Source organism: Paenibacillus sp. FSL H8-0457 (assembly GCF_038051935.1).
GTDB classification, from domain to species: domain Bacteria; phylum Bacillota; class Bacilli; order Paenibacillales; family Paenibacillaceae; genus Paenibacillus_AQ; species Paenibacillus_AQ lautus_A.
In genome coordinates, this window is record NZ_CP150293.1 from 587,535 (window position 1) to 612,742 (window position 25,208).

At 52.1% G+C, this 25,208-nt stretch carries 23 protein-coding genes; 18 read left to right on the forward strand and 5 right to left on the reverse strand.

Features of this window, described 5'->3' with window-relative positions; translation table 11 throughout:
* The first annotated feature begins 469 nt into the window (after positions 1–469).
* From MHI43_RS02535 to MHI43_RS02570, 8 genes are all read left to right on the forward strand, one after another.
* Entirely contained in the window at positions 470–1,024 is a 555-nt protein-coding gene (locus tag MHI43_RS02535; RefSeq protein WP_012818698.1) for a glycerol-3-phosphate responsive antiterminator, read from the forward strand.
* Positions 1,025–1,324: 300 nt separating this feature from the next.
* On the forward strand, positions 1,325–2,662 hold the full coding sequence (locus MHI43_RS02540) for an ABC transporter substrate-binding protein (RefSeq protein WP_012818699.1): 1,338 nt from the start codon (positions 1,325–1,327) through the stop codon (positions 2,660–2,662).
* Positions 2,663–2,667: 5 nt separating this feature from the next.
* A complete protein-coding gene (locus MHI43_RS02545; protein ID WP_051425401.1) occupies positions 2,668–3,618 on the forward strand; it encodes a sugar ABC transporter permease in 951 nt (316 codons plus the stop codon).
* Positions 3,608–4,468 carry a carbohydrate ABC transporter permease gene (locus tag MHI43_RS02550; protein WP_009593684.1) on the forward strand — a complete coding sequence of 287 codons (861 nt, stop codon included), beginning with the start codon at positions 3,608–3,610 and terminating at the stop codon, positions 4,466–4,468. Before MHI43_RS02545 ends, MHI43_RS02550 begins: the two co-directional genes overlap by 11 nt.
* 249 nt (positions 4,469–4,717) lie before the next feature.
* Positions 4,718–5,437: a glycerophosphodiester phosphodiesterase family protein gene (locus MHI43_RS02555; RefSeq protein ID WP_036664724.1), complete on the forward strand. Its 720-nt coding sequence runs from the start codon at positions 4,718–4,720 to the stop codon at positions 5,435–5,437.
* A 346-nt stretch (positions 5,438–5,783) separates the two neighbouring features.
* Complete coding sequence (locus MHI43_RS02560; protein ID WP_036664723.1) at positions 5,784–7,238, forward strand: MDR family MFS transporter; 1,455 nt, start codon at positions 5,784–5,786, stop codon at positions 7,236–7,238.
* 27 nt (positions 7,239–7,265) lie between these two features.
* Positions 7,266–7,865 carry a TetR/AcrR family transcriptional regulator gene (locus MHI43_RS02565; protein WP_251500652.1) on the forward strand — a complete coding sequence of 200 codons (600 nt, stop codon included), beginning with the start codon at positions 7,266–7,268 and terminating at the stop codon, positions 7,863–7,865.
* 176 nt (positions 7,866–8,041) lie between these two features.
* A complete protein-coding gene (locus MHI43_RS02570; RefSeq protein WP_036664722.1) occupies positions 8,042–9,073 on the forward strand; it encodes a copper amine oxidase N-terminal domain-containing protein in 1,032 nt (343 codons plus the stop codon).
* A gap of 51 nt (positions 9,074–9,124) precedes the next feature.
* Here MHI43_RS02570 and MHI43_RS02575 read toward each other — a convergent pair whose 3' ends face one another.
* Positions 9,125–9,841 (reverse strand): DUF421 domain-containing protein, encoded by a 717-nt coding sequence (locus MHI43_RS02575; protein WP_036664721.1) that lies wholly within the window; start codon positions 9,839–9,841, stop codon positions 9,125–9,127.
* A 215-nt stretch (positions 9,842–10,056) separates the two neighbouring features.
* Here MHI43_RS02575 and MHI43_RS02580 point away from each other — a divergent pair, with 215 nt between their 5' ends.
* Both MHI43_RS02580 and MHI43_RS02585 read left to right on the forward strand, forming a co-directional pair.
* Positions 10,057–11,379, forward strand: coding sequence for an MFS transporter (locus MHI43_RS02580; RefSeq protein ID WP_036664720.1), 1,323 nt, complete (start codon positions 10,057–10,059; stop codon positions 11,377–11,379).
* Positions 11,345–12,268 carry a polysaccharide deacetylase family protein gene (locus MHI43_RS02585; RefSeq protein ID WP_036664719.1) on the forward strand — a complete coding sequence of 308 codons (924 nt, stop codon included), beginning with the start codon at positions 11,345–11,347 and terminating at the stop codon, positions 12,266–12,268. The genes MHI43_RS02580 and MHI43_RS02585 overlap by 35 nt, the downstream gene beginning before the upstream one ends.
* 97 nt (positions 12,269–12,365) lie before the next feature.
* Here MHI43_RS02585 and MHI43_RS02590 read toward each other — a convergent pair whose 3' ends face one another.
* On the reverse strand, positions 12,366–13,097 hold the full coding sequence (locus MHI43_RS02590) for a hypothetical protein (RefSeq protein WP_036664718.1): 732 nt from the start codon (positions 13,095–13,097) through the stop codon (positions 12,366–12,368).
* Positions 13,098–13,259: 162 nt separating this feature from the next.
* Here MHI43_RS02590 and MHI43_RS02595 point away from each other — a divergent pair, with 162 nt between their 5' ends.
* The 3 genes from MHI43_RS02595 to MHI43_RS02605 all read left to right on the forward strand — a co-directional run bounded on the left by MHI43_RS02595 (position 13,260) and on the right by MHI43_RS02605 (position 17,023).
* Positions 13,260–13,979, forward strand: coding sequence for a response regulator transcription factor (locus MHI43_RS02595; RefSeq protein ID WP_036664717.1), 720 nt, complete (start codon positions 13,260–13,262; stop codon positions 13,977–13,979).
* A complete protein-coding gene (locus MHI43_RS02600; protein WP_036664715.1) occupies positions 13,976–15,340 on the forward strand; it encodes a HAMP domain-containing sensor histidine kinase in 1,365 nt (454 codons plus the stop codon). The genes MHI43_RS02595 and MHI43_RS02600 overlap by 4 nt, the downstream gene beginning before the upstream one ends.
* A gap of 252 nt (positions 15,341–15,592) precedes the next feature.
* Positions 15,593–17,023, forward strand: a complete 1,431-nt coding sequence (locus tag MHI43_RS02605) for an aspartate ammonia-lyase (RefSeq protein WP_175320790.1) — start codon at positions 15,593–15,595, stop codon at positions 17,021–17,023.
* Positions 17,024–17,082: 59 nt separating this feature from the next.
* On the opposite strand, the gene MHI43_RS02610 is transcribed toward MHI43_RS02605, so the two are convergent.
* Positions 17,083–17,700: a hypothetical protein gene (locus MHI43_RS02610; RefSeq protein WP_036664714.1), complete on the reverse strand. Its 618-nt coding sequence runs from the start codon at positions 17,698–17,700 to the stop codon at positions 17,083–17,085.
* A 206-nt stretch (positions 17,701–17,906) separates the two neighbouring features.
* On the opposite strand from MHI43_RS02610, the gene MHI43_RS02615 reads away from it, so the two are divergent.
* A complete protein-coding gene (locus MHI43_RS02615) occupies positions 17,907–19,520 on the forward strand; it encodes an ATP-binding protein (protein WP_036664712.1) in 1,614 nt (537 codons plus the stop codon).
* A gap of 106 nt (positions 19,521–19,626) precedes the next feature.
* The gene (locus MHI43_RS02620; RefSeq protein ID WP_036664710.1) at positions 19,627–21,249 is read left to right on the forward strand and encodes a Na/Pi cotransporter family protein; all 1,623 of its coding nucleotides are present in this window, start codon (positions 19,627–19,629) and stop codon (positions 21,247–21,249) included.
* A gap of 101 nt (positions 21,250–21,350) precedes the next feature.
* Here the strand turns inward: MHI43_RS02620 and MHI43_RS02625 are convergent, their stop codons facing one another.
* Together MHI43_RS02625 and MHI43_RS02630 are read right to left on the reverse strand one after the other, a co-directional pair.
* Complete coding sequence (locus MHI43_RS02625; RefSeq protein WP_036664708.1) at positions 21,351–21,809, reverse strand: SAM-dependent methyltransferase; 459 nt, start codon at positions 21,807–21,809, stop codon at positions 21,351–21,353.
* Between the two features lie 19 nt (positions 21,810–21,828).
* On the reverse strand, positions 21,829–22,629 hold the full coding sequence (locus MHI43_RS02630; protein WP_036664707.1) for a helix-turn-helix domain-containing protein: 801 nt from the start codon (positions 22,627–22,629) through the stop codon (positions 21,829–21,831).
* A 203-nt stretch (positions 22,630–22,832) separates the two neighbouring features.
* Here MHI43_RS02630 and MHI43_RS02635 point away from each other — a divergent pair, with 203 nt between their 5' ends.
* The 3 genes from MHI43_RS02635 (at position 22,833) to MHI43_RS02645 (ending at position 25,146) form a co-directional block, all read left to right on the forward strand.
* The gene (locus tag MHI43_RS02635) at positions 22,833–23,285 is read left to right on the forward strand and encodes an SRPBCC family protein (protein ID WP_036664706.1); all 453 of its coding nucleotides are present in this window, start codon (positions 22,833–22,835) and stop codon (positions 23,283–23,285) included.
* Positions 23,286–23,638: 353 nt separating this feature from the next.
* Positions 23,639–24,970, forward strand: coding sequence for a hypothetical protein (locus MHI43_RS02640; RefSeq protein ID WP_012818716.1), 1,332 nt, complete (start codon positions 23,639–23,641; stop codon positions 24,968–24,970).
* A gap of 41 nt (positions 24,971–25,011) precedes the next feature.
* Positions 25,012–25,146, forward strand: coding sequence for a hypothetical protein (locus tag MHI43_RS02645; protein ID WP_012818717.1), 135 nt, complete (start codon positions 25,012–25,014; stop codon positions 25,144–25,146).
* Positions 25,147–25,208: the final 62 nt, after the last annotated feature.

Below are 25,208 nucleotides of genomic sequence, written 5' to 3' on the forward strand. Positions count from 1 at the left end.
CGCCTGCTGAGTCAATGAGTCCGGATTACCCCTGCATCCAAGCCTCCGGAAAGCCCGCTGTCCTGAAACTGCCTTCATGGGTCTTTGAATCGCTGTACGATCACAAAAACGAGCTTCCTGCCATGATATTTATTACATTGAGCAGACATTCTTTTAAATTCGACAAAATAAAACAAATTTCGCTATAGACTCTAGCTAAATAATTCCTCTATGATAGATACTAAATAGCTCGACAAGCTATTTTGAAAGCGCTATCCAAGACTCCGCAGAACCGCATGATCCTGAATCTAGGAGGGAATCCATCAAACAGGGATATAGCAGAATCTGTTGTTAACTGAATAGAAAGCGTATTCATGATATGCAGATGCCTAGAAGAGGGCCGTTAACACAGATTTTACATATCGTTAATACTCGCATGATCTTATAACTCTATCATAAGAGGTGTTCATAATAAGGAGGACACGCACTTATGACAGATCAAGGGAGTCGCCGTCTTCCCGTTATTGCTTCGATTACCAAGCTGGAACAGATCGACGCGGCTGTGAACAGCGCGGTGGAACGGGTGAACCTGATGACAGGCGACATCATGAAACTAAGGGATATCGTAAACCGACTGCACTCCTCAGGCAAAAAAGTGTTTGTCCATCTGGAAATGGTAAGCGGCATCGGCCGGGATAATTCGGCAGTGCAGTATTTGGCGGATTCGTACAAGATCGACGGGATCATTACGACGAAGACGAATACGGTATTGGCTTCGCGCCAAGCAGGCATCAGCTCGATACAGCGCGTGTTTGCGATCGATACGACAGCTTTGGGAACCGCAGTGAAGATGATCGGACAAGCACGTCCGGACGAAGTGGAATTGATGCCGGGACTTATGCCCCGCGTCATCCGCGATCTGAAGAAGGAAATTCACTGTCCGCTCATAGTGGGAGGTTTTTTACGAAGCGAAGAAGAAATCGACGAGGCGCTGGCGAACGGCGCAGACCTCGTATCTACGGGAGACACGCGTTTTTGGACGTAACGGTCTTACGTAGGAATGACGGATTAACCACAATTACATATTTGCTAGGGGTGGAGACGATGAGATAACCCGAGTAGCAGCTACTTTAGCTTTTATAGGAGGTGGTGGCTCTTAGGTTGCGCTCTTTTTGACGTCTCTATTTTTGTGCGCTTTTTAAGGGATAGGCGGGCTGTTTGGATGGGGATTCTCCCGTTCCTATGGGATCCGCGTGCCGTTCCAACCGGCATTTGATGAAGTGGATCGACGGTAATTTTGGATGATGAATGATGAATAGATTCGAAAGGGGACAACAGATCATCTATGAAAAAGAAATCATGGTTGTTAATGTTATTGACCATATTTATGGTGATTACCACGGCTTGCGGAGGCGGCGGTGGAAGTGAAAGTGCCGGAGGAGAGGTCTCGCTGGATGACGTGGAAGCCGCTTCGATGGATATGAAGAACGACACGACACCCGTTAAAATCCAATACTGGCATGCCCACGCGGATGCCCAGCTTGAAGGCTTGAACTACATGATTGCCGAATTCCAGAAGAAATACCCTCATATCACGGTTGAGCCGGTGTTCCAAGGCGGTTATCCTGATCTTCACAAAAAATTATCGGCTGCAGTGGCTGCGAATGACGTGCCGGCCGTTACCAACGTCGAGGTATCATCGCTCGCCAATTTTGCGGACAGCGGCGTTTTTGCCGACTTGGGCCCGTGGATCAAGCGCGACGAAGTGAAGATGGACGATTTTGCTAAAGGGATGCTGAACGCCTATGCTTACAACGGCAAGCAATTCGGATTTCCTCTCATCGTGAGCACCAGCGTATTTGTCTACAACAAAACGATGCTGGACGAGCTGGGTGTAGAGCCGCCTGCGAAGTGGGACGAAATCGAGGATTTCAATGCAAAAGTTACGAAAAAAGAAGGCGATAAAACGACTCGCTATGCCTTCTCCGTTCCAGGCTGGGACACATGGTACTATGACCCGTGGAACATTAACGGCGGCGGACAAATCCTGACGGAGGACCTGAGTGCTTCCGCTGTCGAGACCGAGGATTCTCTCCGGTACCTTCAGAACTTCTACAAGTGGCAAAATGAAGGCAGCATGCATATGGGCTTCGGTAAAGGGGCTTCCGACAATATGCGCCAGATGTTCCTGAACGGCGAAATCGCCATGGTGCAGCATACTTCCGCTATGCTGAAGATGTACCGCGAGAATGCGGACTTTGAGGTTGGCGTATCCTTTATCCCTGGCGATAAAGTGCGGACCTCCAATATTGGCGGCGCGGGGATCGTCATGATGGACGGCGCAGAGGATCTGGAGAAAGAAGCGGCTTGGAAATTCATCGAGTTCATGACTTCCGCGGAGCACAACATTAAATGGGCGGAATCCGTTGGATACCTGCCGACAAGAAAATCCGCGATCGAATCCGAGGAAGGCGATCAATATTTCGAAAGATGGCCGCAATACAGAGCGGTATACGAGCACTTCGACGAAGTAACGCCGCGTCTGCAGCATCCGGCTTATCCTGAATTCAGCGAAGTCTACAAAGAAGTCGTAGGGGAAATGGTATTGAACAAAAAAGATCCGACATCACTTATGCAGGATGCAGCCAAGAAGATCAACGATATTCTGGCTGACTATGAGTGATGCCTATGGAGACCAATAAAGCAATGACAAAGGCGGCGTCCGATCGGGCGACCGCTTCGGTCTCTAAACGGATGTCTCATACGTTGATCGAGAAGTGGAAGGACTTCTCGTTCGCAGTTCCGGCCTTGCTGTTTATGGGCGTGTTCCTGTATTATCCGCTGGGTTATTCCGTCTACATCAGCTTCACGAATTGGAACATGACCCGTCCCGTGAAGAAATTCGTGGGCGTCGATAACTATACGCGCCTGCTGTCGAACTCGGATTTCTATCACTCCTTGAAGGTCACGTTCCTGTATACCGTCATGGACGTTGTATTCACGCTGGTCATCGGGCTGCTGCTGGCCTTGCTGCTCAACGTGTCATCGTCACGGTTGTTCGGCTTCATGCGCGGTGTCATCTTTATGCCGTATTACGTATCGATGGTTGTCGCGGCCATGGTGTTTACATGGATTTATAATGGACAGTACGGGCTATTGAATTCCATTGTTTCCTGGTTCGGCATGGAGCCGGTCGAATGGCTGACCAACCCTTCGACGGCCTTGCCGGCGCTGGTTGCCGTTTCGGTCTGGAAAGGCGTCGGCTTTGCAATGATCCTCTTTATTGCAGGCATGCGGGGGATTCCGGCCGAGTATTACGAGGCGGCCTCCATTGATGGAGCCAGCAAGTTCCGGCAGTTCCGCAACATTACGCTGCCGCTCTTGTCGCCGATGACCTTGTTTCTGGTCATTACCAGCTTTATTTCCTCCATGCAGGTGTTCCAGTCGATTGACGTCATGACCGATGGAGGTCCGCTCAAAGCAACGAATGCGATCGTGTACTGGATCTATACGATGGCCTTTGATGAATTCAAAACAGGAAGAGCCTCAGCGCTTGTCATGATTCTGTTCGTAATCATATTGCTGTTAACATTGGTACAATGGGTGGTCAGCAGGAAGAAGGTGCACTATGAAGGATAATTATATGGCTGGATCCGCCAAGAACCGAAAGACCATAATGACGCTCCGCGTAATCGGGGCCGTGATCGTGACCCTCGTCATGTTCTTTCCGGTGTACTGGCTGCTGATCAGCGCGCTCAAGACGCAGTCTGAGATGCGGATGGCCGTTCCTACATTCTGGCCGGAAACCTTTGCCTGGCAGAACTTTGCCGAAGCCTTCCGGGTTATCCCTTACGCGCGGTTCTTCGGCAATACCTTGCTCATGGCGGTCGGAACCATTATTCTGCAGCTGAACGTGGCGCTCATGGCCGCTTATGCATTCGCGAAGGGGAAGTTCTGGGGACGGGACGCGCTGTTTCTGTTGGTGCTTGCCGCGTTGATCGTGCCGGAACAGGTAATTTTCGTTCCCGTGTACGTCATGATGTCCAAGCTCGATTGGTTGAATACCTTCTGGGCGCTCATCGTGCCTCACGGGGCGTCCGCCTATGCGATATTCCTGCTCCGGCAGGCGTTCAAATCGATTAACAACGACGTGCTGGAAGCGGCGCGCGTGGATGGAGCCGGCCGATTCTCCATTCTGTACAAGCTATTGTTCCCGATGGCGATGCCGACGATCGTCACCATGGGCGTGTTGATCTTCATCTCGTCCTGGAACTCGTATTTCTGGCCGCTGATCATGACCAACAACAACGACATGCGCGTGCTTACGGTCGGTATCGCGATGCTGCGGGATTCCATCGCCGGGAATGAAGCGATGTTCTTCAACGTCATTATGGCGTCCAGCGTCATGGCGATCATCCCGATCGTGCTGGTCTTTACGGTGATGCAGAAGCATATCGTGGCCGCGATGGCGAACTCGACGTTTAAATAACCGCATAATCATATGTTGCGGAATTCAGGACGGTGTGGAGACGGTGGGTAAGGAGACACCGCCATACCGTCTCTTTGTTCGAGCGAAGGACATAAAGCTAATTCCTGCGGTGCGCAGCAGGGATCGGGAAGCCCACGGCGAACAAACCTATAGAGCTGCAAACGGCCATTTCGATTGCGTAAGTCCGTCTTCTTGCGGCGGCAGTGTGATCGAGGCCGTCAATCGACTTATATATGGAGGGAATGGCACATGGAAGTACGGGGATTAGCCCATCGAGGTTATCCGCTCAAATATCCGGAGAACACGATGCTGGGCTTTCGGAAAGCGCTGGAGCTTGGCTTCTCGCACCTGGAGCTGGATGTCCAGCTGACGAAGGACGGCGTGCCTGTCGTGATTCATGATCCCACGGTTAACCGGACGACCAACGGAACCGGAGCGATCAATGCCTTCACGCTGGAGGAAATACGCAAGCTGGATGCAGGCCGGGGGGAAGTCATCCCCACGCTGGAGGAAGCGCTGCTTTTTGCCAAGGATCGGATGATCGTTGACATCGAGCTGAAGCAGATGGGGGACACCTATCCCGGGCTGGAACAGAAGGTCATTGACGTGATCAAGGATACGGGCATGGAGAAGCAGGTATTCCTGACCTCCTTCGATCATTATTCGATAGAACGGGCCCGTTCCCTTGATCCTGACATCGAGCTGGGGCTTGTGATTTACGGGGCGACGCCATCGGTCTTTCCTTATCTGGAACAGATCGGCGCTCGCTATGTGTCCGTCAAATATGTATACGTGACCCCTTCGTTTATGGAGGAAGCGCGCAAGCGGGGGATTCAGCTCATCGTCTGGACGCCGGATGACGAGGCGGTATTGGCATCCCTTGCCCAGTATCCTGAACTCTTGATCGTAACGAACAACTTGGAAGGCTGGGCCAAAGTGTACAAAGAAAAGATTGCACTGAATGCTTAGCGTTTTCAGGGACTGACTTGCGCGCAGCGGAGTGACCTATTAGGACACTTGCATTTAGGAAATGCCAAGGGTCTTTCGGGGCAAGGCGAACCTAAAGTCGAAATGTGCATAGAAAAAGGATCTGCCCTAGTCTCGATTTAGGGGCGGATCCTTTTATTATGAATGGCCGAATCCTGCTTGTTTCGGCTGCTTATGGCAGCGGAAAACGCCGCGGGCTTCATCTGGGCGGACGAATTTGAAAATTTAATGAAAATTTTCAGTTGACCTGCGGACAATTGTCCGTTAGAATAAAAAACGCGTTACCGGACAATTGTCCGTATAGACAAAAGACAGGGAGGATAAGGTCTTGGATATGGGAGTGGGGCCAAGTTCGGCCAAGATTGATTTAAGCAAAATAAAGAGAGGGCCGATCGTTGCCGCACTGATTATCGGCGCGTTCGTGTCCATCTTGAATGAGACACTGCTGAACATCGCTTTCCCAAGCTTGATGGAGCAGTTTGGCATTGGGGAGTCGACGGTGCAGTGGCTTTCCACATCTTACATGCTGGTTGTCGGTATTCTGGTGCCGGTCACGGCGCTGCTGCAGCTTTGGTTCACGACAAGACAGATGTTTATTGGCGCTATGTCGCTATTCCTGATAGGTACGATTATATGCGGCTTCTCGCCGGTATTCGGGGTGCTGCTGGTAGGCCGTATCCTGCAAGCCGTCGGAACGGGGCTTATGCTGCCGGTTCTGATGAACACCATACTTAGCATTTATCCGCCTCAGAATCGCGGAGCCGCTATGGGGATGATCGGTCTGGTCATCATGACGGCACCGGCGATCGGGCCAACGCTTTCCGGTTTGATCGTGGATGCGCTGAACTGGCGCTGGTTGTTCTACCTGGTCATTCCGCTCGCTGCGTTCTCCATCGTGTTTGCCGCGGTGTTCCTGAAGAACGTATCGGAACTGACCAAGCCGAAAGTCGATTACATTTCGATTATTCTGTCTACCATCGGTTTCGGGGGAATCGTATACGGATTCAGCAGTGCCGGCGAAGGCACTTGGTCTGATCCGAAGGTCATATGGTGCATTACCGCCGGGGCTATCAGCTTACTGCTCTTCGTATGGCGTCAGCTGAAGATGGAGGAACCGATGCTGGATCTGCGTACCTTCAAATTTCCGATGTTCTCTCTCGTGACCTTGCTGATGTTGGTACTTATGATGAGCATGTTCTCCACCATGATCATGCTGCCGCTGTTCCTGCAGAACGCTCTGGGCTTGACTGCGCTATCGGCGGGTCTGGTCATGATGCCGGGCGGGATCATCAACGGATTGATGGCGCCGATTACAGGAAAGCTGTTCGATAAATTCGGACCGCGCGTTCTGATTATTCCCGGCTTGGCGCTGCTGAGCATCGCCATCTTCCTGTTCTCGCGCATCGACGCTTCATGGACGGGTGGTTATGTCATCTTCCTTCATGTTATGATGATGATAGGGATTTCGATGGTTATGATGCCGGCCCAAACCACGGCTTTGAATCAGCTGCCGCGCTTGCTGTATCCGCATGGAACGGCGATCATGAATACGCTGCAGCAGGTCGCGGGAGCTGTCGGTATGGCGCTCTTTATCAGCATCATGACTGCAGGTGCTAAAAATTACGTTGAAACAACCGGGGATCTCAATCCGGTGCAAAGCATGGTTGCCGGTCTTCATAATGCTTTCGTAATCGGGCTTGTTCTTGCAATCATCGCTTTCGTGCTGGGCTTATTTGTTAAACGTACGTCTTCACCCGTTGAAGAAAAACAGTCTGCCGCATAAGGTTCCCGTTTGTTTAATTAGAAAGGGATGCGTGCATTGCCGAAAGAGAATGACGAGTTGGGTCAAAAGATTTTGGATACGGCTCAGGCCTTATTTAACAAATACGGAGTCGAGGACGTCTCCATGCATCAAGTGGCCAAAACGGCGGGAATCGGTCAAGGTACCCTTTACCGCCGGTATCCCAGCAAGAGCAAGATTTGCTTCACGCTGATGGAAGCCAAGATCGACCGGTTTATGGAAGGGCTGGACGTTTATCTGCGCAATAGCGAAGGTGAAACGGTAGCACACCGGCTTCGGACGGTAATGACGAAGGTGATTCTGCATTTCAACGAGGATCTGGAGTGGCTCAGGGTGATGCTGACCTCTGACCGTTTGGAGGAAACCAAGAACATTATGTGCGAGAACCCGCCCTTCACGTATTTGCGCTTACAGATCAAGCGTCTGCTGGAGCTTGCGGCTGAGCGGGGGGAGCTGATGCCCCTGGATCCTCTGTTCACCTCCGTGATGCTTGCATCCTTGCCGCGGGCCGATATTATTCTGTACATGCGCGATATGGGATACAGCGCGGAACAGATTGCGGAGGAGTATTGCCGAAGCTTCGTGGACCCGCTATTCATACAACGCTAATTGATATATTCACTTACAGTACAAAAGCCGTTTCGGGAGATTGGAAAAGTCGCCCGGAACGGCTTTTTGGTTTATGTTCGGCCCTTGGACTTTCGATTTCAATGCAACATTTGGCAGATGCGTCCGTCAGTATAGTTGTACATGATAATCTAAGGCACCTAGAAAGGATGATGAACATGAACAAACAATGGAAGAAGCAAGCAGCGACGCTGATGGTTGCGGCCATGGCGGTTTCCGGCGGCGCAGCGGCTTATGCGGCACCCCAAACCGGAGACATTCAGGAACAGAAGCCGGTGGTGATCTCGGCGATCATTGATTATGGTGTTCTGGTCAACGGCAAGGAAGTGGCTGGAGCCGGATTCATGAATGCCGGCGCGAAACAGGTCATGATCCCGCTGCGCAGCGTATCCGAGGCGCTCGGATTCGAACTGGAGTGGAATCAACAAGACCGGTCTGCGGAGCTAACCCAACCGGGATCGCCGATCTGGACCCTCGTGCAAACGGGCAAAGATCAGTATGCGGTTAACAAAATGTATAAGTCCCTCGGCGCTGCTCCGGTGAACGTAAAAGGCACGCTGTATGTTCCTGCGAGCTTCTTCAGCGAAGTGCTCCGGGTTAACGTCGCGGTTGATGGAACGAAGGTAAACATCACGTCCGAGGAAGAGGTTAAGAAGGAAACCGTGGTCGGAACCATCACGGAAGTTATCCATAACGAAGAACGCCAAGCCGTTCATATTAACGGCACGGGCACCGAAGGAATCGTGCTGAACGTGGATGAGAACACGGTCATCCGCGATGCGGAAGGCAAGAAGATCGAGCTTAAGGATCTTGCAAAAGGCATGAAGATCGAAGCGGTGCACAGCCTGGCGATGACGATGAGTCTGCCTCCTCAAACGTATGCTTACGAAATCAGCGTGAAGTCCGACAAGGAAGAGACGGAGCAGCTGGCTACGGCCGGCGCCATCACCGACATCAATGCGGATGGCGGCAACCTGCGCGTAACGATCAATGGCAAAGGGTTGACGGAACAATCCCCCAATGAAGTGATCCTAAATCTGACGCCCGAGACGGTTGTCGTGAATCAAGACGGCAAAGCCTTGAAAACGAGCGACTTGACTGACGATGCGGAAATTATCGGCTACTACGGTCCGGTACTGACCAAGAGTCTGCCGCCAATCGGCAATGCCATCAAAATCGTTCTTCAATAAGTCATAAACGGGAAGAAGCCTGGCGGCAGCGCCAGGCTTCTTTCGGAATCCTTAATGATACAAGGGAGGGAGCGGAATTTCCTTATCGTAAATGGTGATATTTAAACGCTTCTGTTCATCGAGTGAAGCGAAGAATACCTGATCGAGGAGAATTCCCCGCTCACCCAGCTGAGTCTCCAGCCATTCTCCGGTAAGGTTTAATTTTCGAAGGGTAATCGTTTGAATGCGACCTTCTTTGACGACGGCGTAGGACAGGCCGGCATTCTGCCGCTTTAACTTCAGGTCCTCCAGCGTGACGGCGATCTTCTCCATCTTTTTCAGGATGGATAAGGCACCGCTTGGCTCCAGCACCGCCATATCGACTTCCGCCATATCGAAGATCTGTTCCTTGCGCAGCATTTGCAAAATGTTATCGATCGAGTAACGTGCTTTTTTCATATTCGGATAAATGAACTGCCCGTCTTTAACGACAATCAGCGGTTCAAATGTAATCCACTTGCCGATGCGCCGGCTCTTCACAAGCAGAATCGAGGCAAGCTTCTGTAACAAGCCGATGGCGATGATCGCAAAGGCGGTATGGATATGTTCGATTTTGGGATCCGCGATGTCTGCTCCGACCACGGAGCCCAGGGACAGGATAATGATGTAGTCGAAAACGGGAAGCTCGGCGATGGAGCGGCGGCCCATGAATAGGGTAACGCCCAAGAGCAGCGGGTATATGGTATAAATTCTCCCAAGCACTAGCAGAAGATCCTTAAGGAGTTCCATGGCACAGACCCTTTCCGAAGATTTTGTGGTCCTTAACTAGAAGGGTGGGCAGTTGTCATGAAAAATATGTATATGCGTCCATTTCCAAGTCTCGATCATGGCTTTTTCTCCAATCTATAGACGAGATTACCTAAGCCTTCGTTTGCGCAGGTATATTCCCTTCGCATGCCGAATACTGTACAACAAAATCGTCCATGACGGATGGAGGGAAACGGATGAAGCGCAGTTGGGTGAATTCGCCGTATTCATTTTCGCTGGGCATGTTTGCCATGATGGTTCCGAGTCAGGCGTTCAGCTCCTTTTACATCTTTTTTTACGTCGATACCTTGGGTCTTGGCATAGGGCTGGCATCTCTGGCACGAACCGTATTTCTGATCTGGGATGCGGTAAACAATCCGCTCATGGGGTATTGGTCCGATCGCACCAGAACCAGGCTGGGACGGCGCAGGCCGTGGGTATTCGGGGCGATTCCGCTCTTCATGCTGACCTTCGTGCTCGTGTTCTCGCCGCCGGAAGGATTGTCTGAGAACGGGCTGTTTATGTGGTTTTTGGTTGCCCTTATCCTGTATGAAGCCGTGGCAACCGTATTATGGGTCAATTATGGGGCGCTGTTCCCCGAACTGTTCCGCGGAGACCGCATCCGGGCGAAGGCCTCGGCCATCCAGCAGGGCTATCAAGTGGTGGCATTGTTGATCGGTACTGCGCTGACTCCGATCATCTATGACGCCATGGGATTTTCGAACATGGCGATTCTGTACGCGCTGCTGTTCGGCGTGTTCATGTTCCTGTGCATGATGAGCGTCCGCGAGGAAGAGGCGTTCAGCGCAAGCGAGCCGCTCAAGCTTGTCCACGCGTTTCGTGAAACGCTGCGAAACAAGAAGTTCTGGGTGTTCAACATCTCCAATTCTTTTGCCCAGACGGTGAATGGGCTGATAAGCTCCACGATCCCTTTTTACGCAAAATACGTGCTCCGTATCCCGGACAATCAAGTGTCGATTCTGCTGGCGGCCGTGTTTGTATCCGTCATCCCCTTGGTGTTCGTGTGGTACTGGATGATCCGCAGGATGGACGGCGTGAAGGCATGGCGTTTGTCGCTAGGGATATATGGGTTATCCGTCATCCCTCTGTGGTTTGGCTATGATCTGATGAGCGGCATTCTGGCAGGGATCGGGGTAGGGTTCGGTCTGGCGGGATTTCTGGTTACGCCGGCCATGGTTAGCGGAAACATCATCGATGAGGATGCGGAGCGGACAGGGCTTCGCAGAGAAGGGATTTATACGGCGGTCAGCGGGTTTATTACGCGTTCCAGCGGATTGATCTCCGCCCTGGCGTTTTTTGTCGTAGGCATGATATTCGGATATGAAAGCGGCGACAACCCGGGAAGCGATCCGGAATCGACCTTTCGGTACTTAATCAGTGTCGTTCCCTTATGCCTGTTGGCCATTTCCTTCGTGCTGTCGTATGCAACCAAAATCGAATTCTCAAAATCCATAGGAGGCGGGCATGACCATGGAGCGAAGACTGATCATCAACTGTGACGATTTCGGCCAGAGCAAGGCCATGAATGAGGCGATCCGGCATCTGCTGGAGGAGAATAAAGTTTCATCGGCGACCATCATGACCGTGGCCCCCGGCTTTGAGGAGGCAGCCTCCTGGGCCGCACGCCGGCGCCAACCCAATGTGGGGCTGCATCTGACCTTGACGAGCGAATTCGAAGCTTTGCGGTGGAAGAGCTTGACGGGTCATTCTTCGTTGCATGACGCTAGCGGTCATCAATACCGGACGGTTCAGGAGTTTGAACGGGGAGCGGAGACGGGCGCCGTGCTAAAAGAGCTGGAGGCGCAATACCGGCTGGCGAAGAAGGCCGGCATCCGCATCAGCCATGCGGATAACCACATGGGAAGCCTTTACGGGATGGAAACGGGGCGGAGCCTTATCCCGCAGATGCTGTGGAAGACTTCCCGCTGGCGCCTCCCCGCGCGCTTGTTTCGTTATATTCACCCGGAGGATCCGCTGCTCAGCACGCTGCCGAATATCGAGCGGCCGGTGGCGCTCGCCTCGAGCCTGGCCGATACGTTCGGCGTGCCGATCCCGGATTATCTGCTCTCGCATCCGTTTCCCGTCGTCGAGGGAGAGACCTACGAGAGCTTCAAACAGTCGCTAATCGATAAGCTATACAGACTCCCGGAAGGGGTCAGTGAAACGTACGTTCACCCGGGAGCGGAGGATGAATGGATGCTGGCGAATATTCCGAATTGGGAGAAGCGGGTATGGGAGTACCGCCTGCTGTTTGATGATGATTTTGCTTATGGTCTGCGGGATGCCAAGGTGATCCTGACGGATTATCGCTACGTGGAGGAGCACTTGAAGCGTCCCCGCGTGCGCTCGGCGGTGAAGCTGATGAAGGCAATGGCCAAAAAAACGTAAGCCTATGCTAAAAACAAGCCCTGCCGCGGCACCGGCAGGGCTTGTTTTCGGTTAAGTACGCTGGGCTCGCACTGTCATGTACGGTCTCGTATCGACGTTACTTCGCTTCAGCTTCCAGCTTGGCAATCTGTGCCTTGTATTGGTCCAGCAGTTTCGCAAGCGCTTTTTTAATGGCGTCGGCGTCCTTGGAATCCATTGCTTTGAAGAGGTCGATTCTGGCATGGATAAACGCCAGATCCTCATCGTCGATCTTCACTTCCAAACTTTCTGCATCGCGGATCTTCACTGCCTTCACGCTGGCTGTCTCGAATCGGATCACGTCGTGTTTCCCGTCGCCGGCATCGGTTTTAACAGCTTCGGCTACTTTGATGGCTGTGCCTTCCAGAGGGACAAGCTCCTTGATCTTGGTAATCTGGATATCCTTAATATCCCCGCTGTCCACGAATCCCTTGGCAGCTTCAGCCGGAGCAGCTTGCACGGCAATGGATATCCCGAATTCGCCTTCTGCCGCTAACGGCTTTACCTCTCCGTTATCTGCAGCGACAGCGGCGGCCTCCGAGAAAAAGAAGGTTGCCTCGGTTCCGGCAAGCTTGCCGTATTTCGCCAGCGTTTCCTTCCAGTCTTGAACCGCTTCCGGCGCGTATTTCTCAGCTAATTCCAACGGATTCGGCATAACGGAAATGGTTGCAGCGGTGGCAACGGGCGCGCTTTTACCTGTTTGGTTCGGTGCATCGCTTGGGGTTTCGGCACCCGAGGCATGGACGGGAAGGGCTGCTGTTCCAAGAAGGGCAGCGGATAGGGCGAGCTTGCCAAATAGTTTGTGTTTCATCGTATTAACACTCCTTATCGGGGTTGGTTTGTCTTACAGTACCCAGTGTACGAATCAGCATTGGCAGAACATTGGTGTATTTGTGGAAAAACAATGGCATTCCCCATTCGCTTTGTGCCGATTGGTATACTAAAGAGGAGATGAAGCTCGGAGGTACTGATTATGAACCAAACCTATCTCATCGCCGTTGTGGATGATGATTTGCATATACGAAATTTGGTGGAGGCTTATTTGCGTAAGGAGGGTTACCGGACGGTGGGCCTTGGCTCGGCGGAGGAAGGCTGGGACATGTGGAGAACGAATCCGCCGGATATGTGGGTGCTCGATATTATGCTGCCCGGCATGGACGGTTTCGAACTGTGCCGGCGAATCCGTGCGGAAGCCGAGGTCCCGATCATCATGATCTCGGCCAAGGACAGCGAAGTGGATAAAATATTGGGGCTTGAGCTGGGAAGCGATGACTACATGGTCAAGCCGTTCAGCCCTCGCGAGTTGGTTGCCCGAATCAAACGGCAGCTGAGCCGATGGTATAAATTCAATCAGGCGGAGACTGTCCCGCGGCTTGCGGCCGCTTCCCCGGAGCTTAGCAATGGGCGGCTTCAGTTACTGCTGGAGGAGAGGCGCGTGTTCTGGAACGGGGAAGAAGTGGATATGACCAACAAAGAATTCGAGATGCTGAGAGTGTTTGCCGAGCATCCGAACCGTGCGTTTACCAGGGACGAACTGCTGACCTCCGTATGGGGGGACGATTATTTTGGGAGCGACCGGGCGGTTGACCATCTCATTAAACGGCTGCGCAAGAAAGTGGAGCAGCTGCCGATCGAGGCCATATGGGGACATGGATACCGAATGAGAACGGATGGGGAGGAATCATCGATATGAAGCTGGTCCATCAGATCAATCTTGCGTTCGCCTTGTCGCTTATACTCGTGCTGTCCGTGACGGCCGTCGTCATTCATTATGTGCTGCTGGACCACTTTATCGGCACGCAAAGAAAGGACATGCAGTCCATTGGGGCGGCGCTGACGGCAAAGCTGGAAACCGCGGCTGCACAGAGCATCCCTATCGAGAGCGAGCCTTTGACCGTTAGCGGGTTTGCCTCTGCGCAGGTTGCCGAGGTAGGCGTTATTATTCAGGACAGCCAAGGGAATATAGTCCGCTCGACTCCTGTAACCCCTACCGCCCAGTACATGGGCATAGCAGCAGTCAGACCCGATAGCATAGCTTCGTTTAAATCGTCATCGGTGGACGGGCAATTCCTAACCGAGGTCACGGCAGTTCCCCAAGGGACGATGACGCTGATTACGCCAGTGAGCAAAATCAAGGCGATTGAGCAAGCGCTGCTGGGGCGCTTGATGCTCGTATTCGGCGCAGGGGCCGTGGTCATGGTGATCTTAAGCCTATTCATCACCAAGAGGCTGATTAAGCCGCTCATGCATCTGCAGGAAGAATTGAAGAAGGTGAAGGAACGCCAATTCTCCGATGTCCGGCGCGTGTCGGCAAGCGGGGAGCTCGGCGCCGTGGCAGAGTCCGTCTACGAAATGGCCGGTGAGCTGGAGCGGTACAATCATGTGCAGAAACAATTTTTCCAGAACGCTTCGCACGAGCTGAAGTCGCCGCTCATGTCCATATCCGGATATGCGGAGGGAATCCGGGACGGCATATTCGAAGGGGAGGATATTCGCAAAGGGCTCGATATCATTATGAGCGAGAGTGGCCGGATGAGAAACATCGTGACCGAGATGACGCTGCTGGCCAAGCTGGACAGCGAAGATGATATTTTCAAGGCCGCAGAAGTCAATATGAAAGAGCTTGTAGAGGAAACGATCGAGAGGATCAATCCGGTTCTGGTGAAAAAAGGGCTGTTCGTGCATCTTTCGTACGGGGATAACGAATCGTTGACGGTGTATGCCGACCGGGATAAGCTGCTGCAGGCGCTTCTGAACATCGTTTCGAATGGGGCGAGGCATGCAAGCAAGCATATTTACATTCAAGCCGGTCTCCAAAAAGGTCGGGTGGTGCTCACCGTATCCGATGACGGCGATGGGATCTCCGAGGAACTGCTGCCGCATCTGTTCCACCGGTTTGTGAAGGGCAAGAACGGGGAGACGGGACTCGGTTTGGCGATTGCCCGGGCCATCGTGGAGCGCTGCGGAGGCCTGATCACGGCGGGGAATCGCCAAGAGGGAGGCGCCGTGATTTCGTTAGGTTTTCCGGAGCACAGGAAGGCTTCCGTGGCTTAGGGTCTGTAACCATCCATCTTAACGGACGTCAATGGAAATCAAGCCGTTTGGGGTAAGAGGGGCTTTTTCTGGGTAATTATACTTAGAGAAAGCCTCATTTTTTGCGCAATCACACATATTATTCAATATTCCCTAACAAAACGCGTAAGCTATAGAGGATTTCAAGTTGAAAGGCAGAATTCTGTATATATCCGGGCAAGCTGGATGATAACAGGTGACAAGCAAGATACAAAATAATCAAAGGCGATGGTGATGTTGTCCATGGATATGCAGTATCGAGTGGAGAAAGATTTTCTGGGGGAAAAACAGCTTCCTATAGATGCCTATTACGGCATCAATACGGTCCGGGCGGTAGAGAATTTTCCGATCAGCGGGGTGCCCATTCATGCCGAGCTCATCTCGGCTCTCGGAGAAGTAAAGAAAGCGGCCGCGCTGGCTAATATGGAACTTGGCCTGCTACCGAAAAAGATAGGCAGCGCCATTATAGAGGCGGCAGACGAGATCATCGCAGGCAATCTCCGTTCCGAATTCATTGTCGATTCCATTCAGGGCGGGGCGGGCACTTCGATCAATATGAACATGAATGAGGTATTGGCGAACCGGGCGCTGGAGATTTTGGGAAAACAGAAGGCCGAGTATTTCTACTGCAATCCTAATAATCATGTCAATATGTCGCAATCCACGAACGATGCCATTCCGACGGCGATCCGCATTGCGTCGTACCGTCTGACCCAGGATCTCCTTGGCGTGTTCCGGACCTTGGTCGCCGGCATTCAGGACAAGGCCAAGGAATTCGACGATGTCATCAAGATGGGACGCACGCATCTGCAGGATGCGGTACCGATCCGGCTTGGACAAGAGTTCGGGGCTTATGCCAACGTGCTGACAAGGGACATCCACCGCATCGAGCGGGCAGCGCAAGGGTTATTGGTTGTCAATATGGGCGCGACGGCCGTAGGCACGGGATTAAATGCAACGCCGGACTATATGCAGAGCGTCGTCCAGCATTTGATTGAGCAGACAGGCTTCTCCTTGAAGCAAGCCGAGGATTTGGTGGACGCCACCCAGAACACGGATGCATACATGGAATTATCTGCTGCGCTTAAAGTGTGTGCGGTGAACTTCTCGAAAATGTGCAACGATATCCGCCTGATGGCTTCCGGACCGAGAGCCGGCTTGAACGAGCTGAACGTGCCTCCGAGACAGCCGGGCTCGTCGATCATGCCGGGCAAGGTCAATCCCGTGATGGCGGAGGTTATGAACCAGGTGTCGTTCCAGGTGATCGGCAATGACCATACGATCAGTTTGGCTTGCGAGGCCGGGCAATTCGAGCTTAACGTCATGGTACCGGTCGCCGCCAACAATCTGATGCACTCCCTGAAAATCCTGAAGAACGGCATGGACGTGTTCTACAAGAATTTGATGGTTGATCTTACAGCCAATAAGGAACGCTGCAAATACTTCGTGGATAACAGCTACGGCATCATTACGGCATTGAACCCGCATTTGGGCTATGACGTAGCCTCCAGGCTGGTGAAGGAAGCGCAGAAGACAGGCCAAAGCATCAAGGAGATCATCCTGGAGCAGGGACTTTTGACAGAGGAGCAGATTCTGGTCATTCTGGATCCTTACCACATGACCTCGCCGGGCATTGCAGGAGAAGAGTTCCTGTTGAACCAATAAGGATGTCTTTAACGATAAATAGAGCTGACCCCGATCAGGGTCAGCTCTATTTTTTGCGTTTATGGATTGTCGAGTGCCGCTATGAGGGAGGCGATGACGTCCTTCTCGGCATCATGTAGCACCTTGTTCGTTTGCCACTGATGGATTTCTTGTTTCACTTGGGCAACATCCTGGTAACCGAGATGGTACGCTATGCTTGAGATGACGCTTTGCCTACTTGCTTCGTCACCCAAATCAGCAAGTGCCTGCACCACGCCCTCCCTGTCTTTCGCAAACAATTCACCGACGATGGCGGCATATTGCTCGGCTGAGGCACCGTCGAGATTCGTTGTTGCGAGGAACAGGCTCGCATAATGCTCGGGTTGGATGAGGGAGCGATGGGTATACAGCAGCTCCAGCGTTTCCAGCGTTTTGCCGCTGCTCAGGCGGTTATATTCCGTCCAGTCCATGCCCTCCAAGTGAGCCAGCATGTTCGTGGCTTTATCCTCGGCACTCATGTCCTCTCCTTCGTACAATGACAATACGCGCTCCGCCGGACTTTCATGGTCCGTCACTGCACTTGTCGCAGGTTCGGAGGGCGACGAAGCCGGCGCTTTGGATGGGGTGCTCGAACAGGCTGTTACAAGAATCAGAAGAGCAAGGACGAAGCCGTAATAAGCTGCATGACGTTTGAACATGGATTCTCATCTCCTTTATAGTCTAAACGGATATTTCCTGTAAATAGTTACATAAAAAGGAGGGAGATATCGAGCTCTTTCCCATGATAAGATGAAGGCTGCATATTCGCATGCTCATTAAGTTTACGGTTGGGCTCCATTTGCCGATAAAAGTGTTAGAATAAACATATGTGACATGAAAGTGGCAGTATGATAAAAAGGGGTATGTGATTTTGAACAATCGATTTGGTGTGATAACCGATCAGGAGATCATTCAACAAGCAAAGCAGCAGTGTATAGACAAGGGGATGAACCCGGAGCTTCTTCCAACACATACTTATCGATTGAATGCTGAAGCACTGGCTGCAAGGCGTGCCAAATATAACGAATATATCGAAGTGATCCAAGTCTTCGTGAATAAATTCCTTTCCTCCGGATCCGGGAACCCTGTCGTGATTACGATGACGGATAACGAGGGCTTCATTCTTGATATGGAGGGGGACCCGACCATTATAGAAACAGCCCGTTATTTGGGCATCATGGAGGGCAGCGGGTATTCCCAAGAAGACGGCCCCAGCTCGATAGATCTGTGCCTTCGGTACAAACGGCCGTTTACGTTGATAGGAGAAGATCATTTTCATCACATTCTTCACCGCATGGCCTGTTATTCGGCTCCCTTTCACGGCGAAGACGGGAAGGCGATCATAGGGACGATCTCCCTAATGACGAACAAGGAGTTTGTTCACCCGCATTTATATGCCTTGCTCTGCACGATGGCCGATTCCCTGGAACGGGAGATGGTGACCCGCAAACAGAACACGCAGCTGCAAACCTTGAATCAGGTGCTGCTGGGAACGAAGCATTACGGCGTGATCATCACCGATGCGGAGGGACAGATCCTGCAGATGAACGAAACCAGCTTAAGCCTGCTGTGCCCGGATGCCGGCGACCGTGACCGGACGAAATACGTGGGCCGCCCGGTGTTCGGCATCAAGCCGATTGGCGAGTATTATGAGCGGGTGATACACGGACAGGAGATTTGCATCGGAGAAGAGCTGTCCCTTGAGATATCCGGAAGCATGCACCACTATATCCTGGATGTTCAGCCGGTGTATGACCGGGAAGGGCAGCTTATGCGGGTCGTGGGCTCTCTGCGCGACATTACGGAGATGAAGCGTACGGAGGAAGTGCTGCGGAATACGGAGAAGCTGGTGTTTGCCGGCCAGGTTGCCGTCAGCATCGCCCATGAAGTCCGCAATCCCCTCACGACGGTAAAAGGAATGCTTCAGCTGGCCAATAAGGATGCCGCTCTCCGGCACTATGACCTGATCATGTCCGAGCTGGAGCGGGCCAATCTGATGGTAGGGGAATTCATGATCCTGGGCAAGCCCCAGGCGGCTGTGTTTAAGCTTGAGAATTGCGGCGAGATTCTGGAGGAAGTGCTTCATTTGTTTGCCATTCAGGCAAGCCTTGGCGGCATAAAGATGACTCAATGTTTCGGCCGGAATGCAACGATTCTGTGCGACCGGAACCAGATCAAGCAAGTTTTTCTCAATATTCTGAAAAATGCGATGGAGGCCCTGCCGTATGGTGGAAACATACACATCCAGATGGATGTGGAGGATGAATATCAGCGCGTGACTTTTACGGATAACGGCTCCGGCATGACGGAGGACGTGCTTCAACGGATCGGGGAACCATTCCATACCACCAAGCCGGACGGCAATGGGCTGGGTATCATGATCGTCCAGCGCATCATGGAGAGCCACAATGGCCGGATCGTCATCCGGAGCGAGGAAGAGCGCGGAACGTCGGTCGAGATCCGTCTGCCGATCTCGTAATATGTCGATACTTAGATAGGTATATCTTGTTGTGATATTGTGCTAAATTATTAGAGGGTTTTAATGGCCACACTACGAGATTGACATCTAAAGGAGGACTTATTTCTTGGATTGGCAAGATATCCTATTTAAGTTTGTAGGCGGCTTGGGCATTTTTCTGTTCGGCATCAAGTATATGTCGGACGGGCTGCAGAAGTCAGCAGGGGACAAAATGCGCGGGTTGCTGGAGAAATACACATCCAACCCGGTACTGGGCGTGCTGGTCGGTGTCGGCGTTACGATTCTGATCCAATCTTCATCGGGAACGACCGTGATGGCGATTGGACTGGTTAACGCGGGACTCATGACCCTTAGACAAGCCATAGGCGTCATTATGGGTGCCAACATTGGCACAACGATGACTGCATTCATCGTGGGGATTAAAATCGAAGAATATGCACTGCCAATTATTGCGGTAGGAGCATTCTTTTTATTTTTCTTTAACAAGAAAAAATTTCAATATGTAGGTCAGGTGGTCTTTGGCTTCGGTACTCTTTTCTTGGGGTTATCCACCATGGGTAGCGGCGTAAAGCCGCTAAGTGAGCTGCCCGCCTTTACGGATTTCATGATCCATTTACAGGATCAGCCTATTCTTGCGCTCGTTGTAGGCACGGTCTTTACGATGGTCGTACAGAGCTCCAGCGCAACGATCGGTATATTGCAGACGATTGCCGATGAGGGCATGATCAGCTTGAAAGGATCGCTGCCGATCCTGTTTGGCGATAACATCGGCACCACGATAACGGCAGTACTAGCTTCAATCGGCGCAACGGTCGCCGCGAAAAGGACGGCCTTAGTGCATGTTATCTTTAACGTCGTGGGTGCCGTAATCTTCATGATTTTGCTGATTCCTGTGCATTCCCTTGTGTTATGGCTGGGCGAAGGCGTTAATATCCGGATGCAAATCGCGTACGCCCACGGCATCTTCAATACGACCAATGCCCTGATTTTCCTGCCTTTAATTCCGGTTCTGGCATGGCTCGTCACCAAGATCATACCCGGCAAAATGCAGGAAATTGAATTCAAGGCGATCTATTTGGATGAGCGTTTACTGGCAACGCCGGCTGTCGCTTTCGGACAAGCCCAGCATGAAATATTGCGTATGGGGCAATATGCCCGTGAGACGCTCAATGATGCATCCACCTTCTTTTTTACCAAGGAATCCCGGGTAGGGGAACTTGCCTTGCAGAAGGAAGAGCTCATCAATGAATTGAATCGGAAAATTACGGATTATATGGTGAAAATCCAGCAGCAGAATGGATTGCCCGAAGGGGAGTCCGAAAAAGCCTCCGGTTGGTTCCAACTGGTGAATGATATTGAGCGTATCGGCGATCATGCGGAAAATATCGTGGAGTTGTCGGAATTCAGCATCAATAAAAAGGTTGATTTCTCTGAGGAAGCCGGGCGCGAGTTGAAAGAAATGCTGTCCCTGGCAGACAAAGCGGTGGAGCGGGCACTTGCTGCGTTAGAACATAACGACGTGGCTGCGGCGCAAGAAGTGCTGGACTATGAGCGGCAACTGGATGAGATGGAGATCAAGTTCCGTAAGAGCCATATCCAGCGATTGAACCAGAATCTGTGCACAGGGAACTCCGGGGCGGTTTATCTGGATATTCTGAGCAACCTGGAACGAGTTGGAGACCACAGTAAGAATATCGCTCAGTTCGTCATGCACGAGGAGCAGGCTTAATCGATATGGATTCCATAGAAACAGCGCTGGCCAAGCCAGTCCTTAGAACTCAAGGACAGGGCATGCCAGCGCTGTTTGTTATAGGATGAATTATTTCATCCTTATTCCCAGTAACGGGACATGATGTCCGTAGCCCATTCGGGCTGCTTGGTCTTTGTCTTCGGCAAAAACTCCTCCATGACAGGTTTGATATCGACGACGGGAGTCCCGTCTATGGCATCCAGCCCTTTTACGAAAACGGACTTGCCCTCTCTGCTTACCAACTCCACTATGGTGGCTCCTAGCTTGTTGGGGCGGTTCTTGCCCCGCTGGGCGAAGATACCGACCTTGGGAAAGCTCGGATTATTCCGCGGATGTCTCGCCGCATGTTGGATGCTGTCGTCCTGGACGAGATGGAAGACATAGATGATTTCAAGGTGGCTGAACGTTTCAACCCCATCCAGGGAGCTTTCATTCCATTCTTCGCCAAGCTTGATCTCCGAGATGACATCCCCCCAGTAATCATCCTGAATCGTCTTTCTTTCGTTATGGATCGTTCCGATCGCCTGGAGCGTATACATGCTGTTACCTCCCTTAGATTTATCGTTCCTTCATATAAACTTCGGGCGTTTTACCGATCACCGCTTTAAAATCCCGGATAAAATGCGACTGGTCATAATAACCCATATCCATGGCCAGCTCCAGCATATCCTGATGATCCAGGCCTTCGAGCATTTCGGCGGCATTCTGCAGCCGGTACAAGCGAATCACCCATTTAGGGCTTACTCCAACGTATTGCTTGAACAGGCGCTGAAGTGATCTCGGGCTCATCTGGAACCATTCGCTAACCTGCTCGACCCGAATGATGTCCCGGTTGTGATGAATTTGGTCGATCATGGCATGAATCCGTTCGATCTGTTCATCCTCTTCGGGAAGAATGCGGCGAATAAGCTCCTCCATGTACCTAACCTTGTGCTCCGGCTCCTCTGCGGTCAATAGCTCCTGCTCCAGCTTATGGGGCTCAACTTGGAGAATCTCCATGGTTCCTATGGAGGAATCCGTCAGGCGGTCCATGGAAGTGTTCATGAACGGATAGAATCCGCCGGGTCTGAACTTGACGCCGAATACTTGCCCCCTGCCCTCCAGATGGTGCGAATGCCTCGTGCTGGCTACGCCGTAAAAAGCGGTCCGACGGGGTTGAACGACCAGATTGGCGCAAGGATTAGGAACAACATCCTGCAGATGAGATTCGTGATCGGTTAAATCCCAATGAATGATCCAATAATGCTTGATGAAATAGGAAAGGTCCTCCGACGGGGGGACGCGCAGGAGCTGGAATTTCTCTCCGGCTTTTTTCATGTTCAAGATGCCGAGGCTGGGCTGATGAGAATGCTGAATCATGGATATAAACACCTCCCATAACCCCGTAGCAGGCCTGGATTGATAGACCACTGGCCTCCACGGGACTTGAGCTTGAAGTGCTTCCGCAGGTTGCAGCCTGTCGCATTTTTACAATACTTGGATCGCGGCTGCTTGATAACATCATCATATCACAGTAGGACAAGCTGGTTTTACTTCGTACTTCAAGATGGGAGGAAACTAACATGGAGCCGTTACATTATGAGTTTTATATCGGAGCTTCGCCGGAGAAGGTATGGGATGTCTTAACTTCGCCGGAGGGAACGCGGGCCACCTTTTTCGGGAGTGAACTGAGATCTTCTTTTCAAGTTGGGGAGCCTTACGCTTATGTGGGACCGGGGAATGACGGGGAGGAGACGGTTCATGTCTATGGGAATGTTCTGGCTTATGAGCCGCAGAAGACACTGAGCCTGTCCGAGCACCCGGGCCCGTCGTATTACGCGAATCATGAGGAGCTGGAGTCCCGCATTACGTTCACCCTTGAGCCGATAGGCAATTGTACCAAGCTAACGCTCGTCAATGATCAATACACGCCGGATCATCCGTCCCGCGCCAAGGCAGCGGACAGCTGGTGGATGGTCATGAGCATTTTGAAGACCTATGCGGAGACGGGAAAAACCCTGGATCTGGGCTGGTAGCCTTATAGCAATAAATAGGCATATGAAAGGCAGCATCCAAGGATACCTCAAGACCGCGCACCATGCGCATGATTTATGAATTCGTTATATATCTGGATAAGAAAATCGATTAAGAGCCGTAATGGCTCTTTTTTGTTGCTTTTGGGTATGTGATTGTTCTGGATCGCGATGTCATGATGGCTCTCGCAAGAGGTACGGAGTCAACGCTCGGGGCAGCACGCAGGTTCATTCGTTTAGCAGGGAGGACCGCGTTCCGCTTGCCAAATTTTCGATAGCGGGTATGATTTAGGTATCCGTACCGGCCTGCTCATGCACGGCTTCTCGGAAATGGGAAAGATGGGAGTGAAGGCATCATGATGGAGCGGACCCGCCCCCCTGTCCAGCAAATCCGCATCGGTATTATCGGAACCCGGACGATCGTTGACAAGATCATGAAGGTCATTGAAACCTTTCCTTCCTTTGACCCTGCGCCGCTGGTTTTCCAGGATGAAGACGAAGCGCCTGCACTGGCGGAGCGGATCGGGAGCGAAGTCGAAGTGTTGTTCCTCTCGGATCCGTTGTCCCAGCGCAAGGTGAAGGAGCTCGGTCAGGTCAAGATCCCTGTACATTACGTTCCCGTCACGGACGCGGGTTTATATAAAGCGCTGTTCCATGCCGGACAGCAGGAACGACTGGATGGAGGCATATCGGTGGACACCCTAACCGAGACGATGGTGGTTCGGACCATGAAGGATCTGGGCATCCCTGCTGTACAGGCTGTCGTCTACGACGGGCCGGCTTACGCCCCGAAGAGCAGCCTGATCGCGTTTCATCGCCATCAATACGAATCCGGCGGGTGCTCTGTTGCATTCACGGGCGTGGAATCCGTGGCCCAAGAACTGACGCGGCTCGGAATACCCAATGAATGGCTGCTTCCTTCCGATCAGGATATCGTGGTATCGCTGGAGCGAGCCCTGCTGTCCACGGCATCCCGCCGCAGCTGGGAAGGTCAGATTGTGGTCGGGATGATAAATATAGACGATTTCGGCACGCAGGCGCTGAGACGGAACAATGAGCATGAGGTGCAGAAGTTGAAGCTGGATATTCACCGGATGGTGCTCGATTACGTGGAATCCCTGGATGGTTATCTGACCCATCTGGGCGGGGACGAGTATCTGTTTTTCACGACGCGCGGCATCTTTGAACGGGAAACCGGAGGTTACAAAACGATTCCCTTAGCCAAAGACGTGAACAAAACCTACGGCATTTCGCTCAGCATCGGCATGGGATTCGGCCGGTCGGCCAGCATGGCTGGAACCCATGCGCGCATCGCGATGCGGAAGTCCAAGGAGGTTGGCGGCAACGCCTGTTTTATCGTGCGTGAGGATGGTACGCTGATAGGGCCGCTGGAGATGGCCGATCCCGTGCTGGAGGTGCTGTCCTTTACGGATGCAGGGCTGATCAAGCGAGCAGAAGATGCGGGCATGACGAGCGCCTATTTAAGCAAGCTGCTGAACCAGCGCGCCCGTTCGGGTAAATACGAATATAAGGTCCATGAGCTCGCCCACCTGCTGGACATTACCGTCCGCAGCTCGCATCGCCTGCTTCAGCTTTGGACCGACAACGGGTTGGTGGAGATTTCGGGGATCGAGAAGGTGCCGAGAGGAAGGCCGAGGCAAATCTTCCGATTTACATTTTTAGAATAAAATATTAGTTATGTACTATAATGGAATTCGAGGTGATGAACTTGAAGCGAACGAGAGCCCCGTTTTCCCGCTTAGAGAAAATCTTCATTTTTACGCTGATCGGACTGGCTTCCCTTTTTATCGCTGCCTTCTTCGTGCTTCGATATATCGTGCTGAACGTTTCGTTTGCTCCCTGACATCAGGGAGCTTTTTTTATGTGTCGTTTATTTAAAGACGATTTAAAGATTTGTCTTTATAT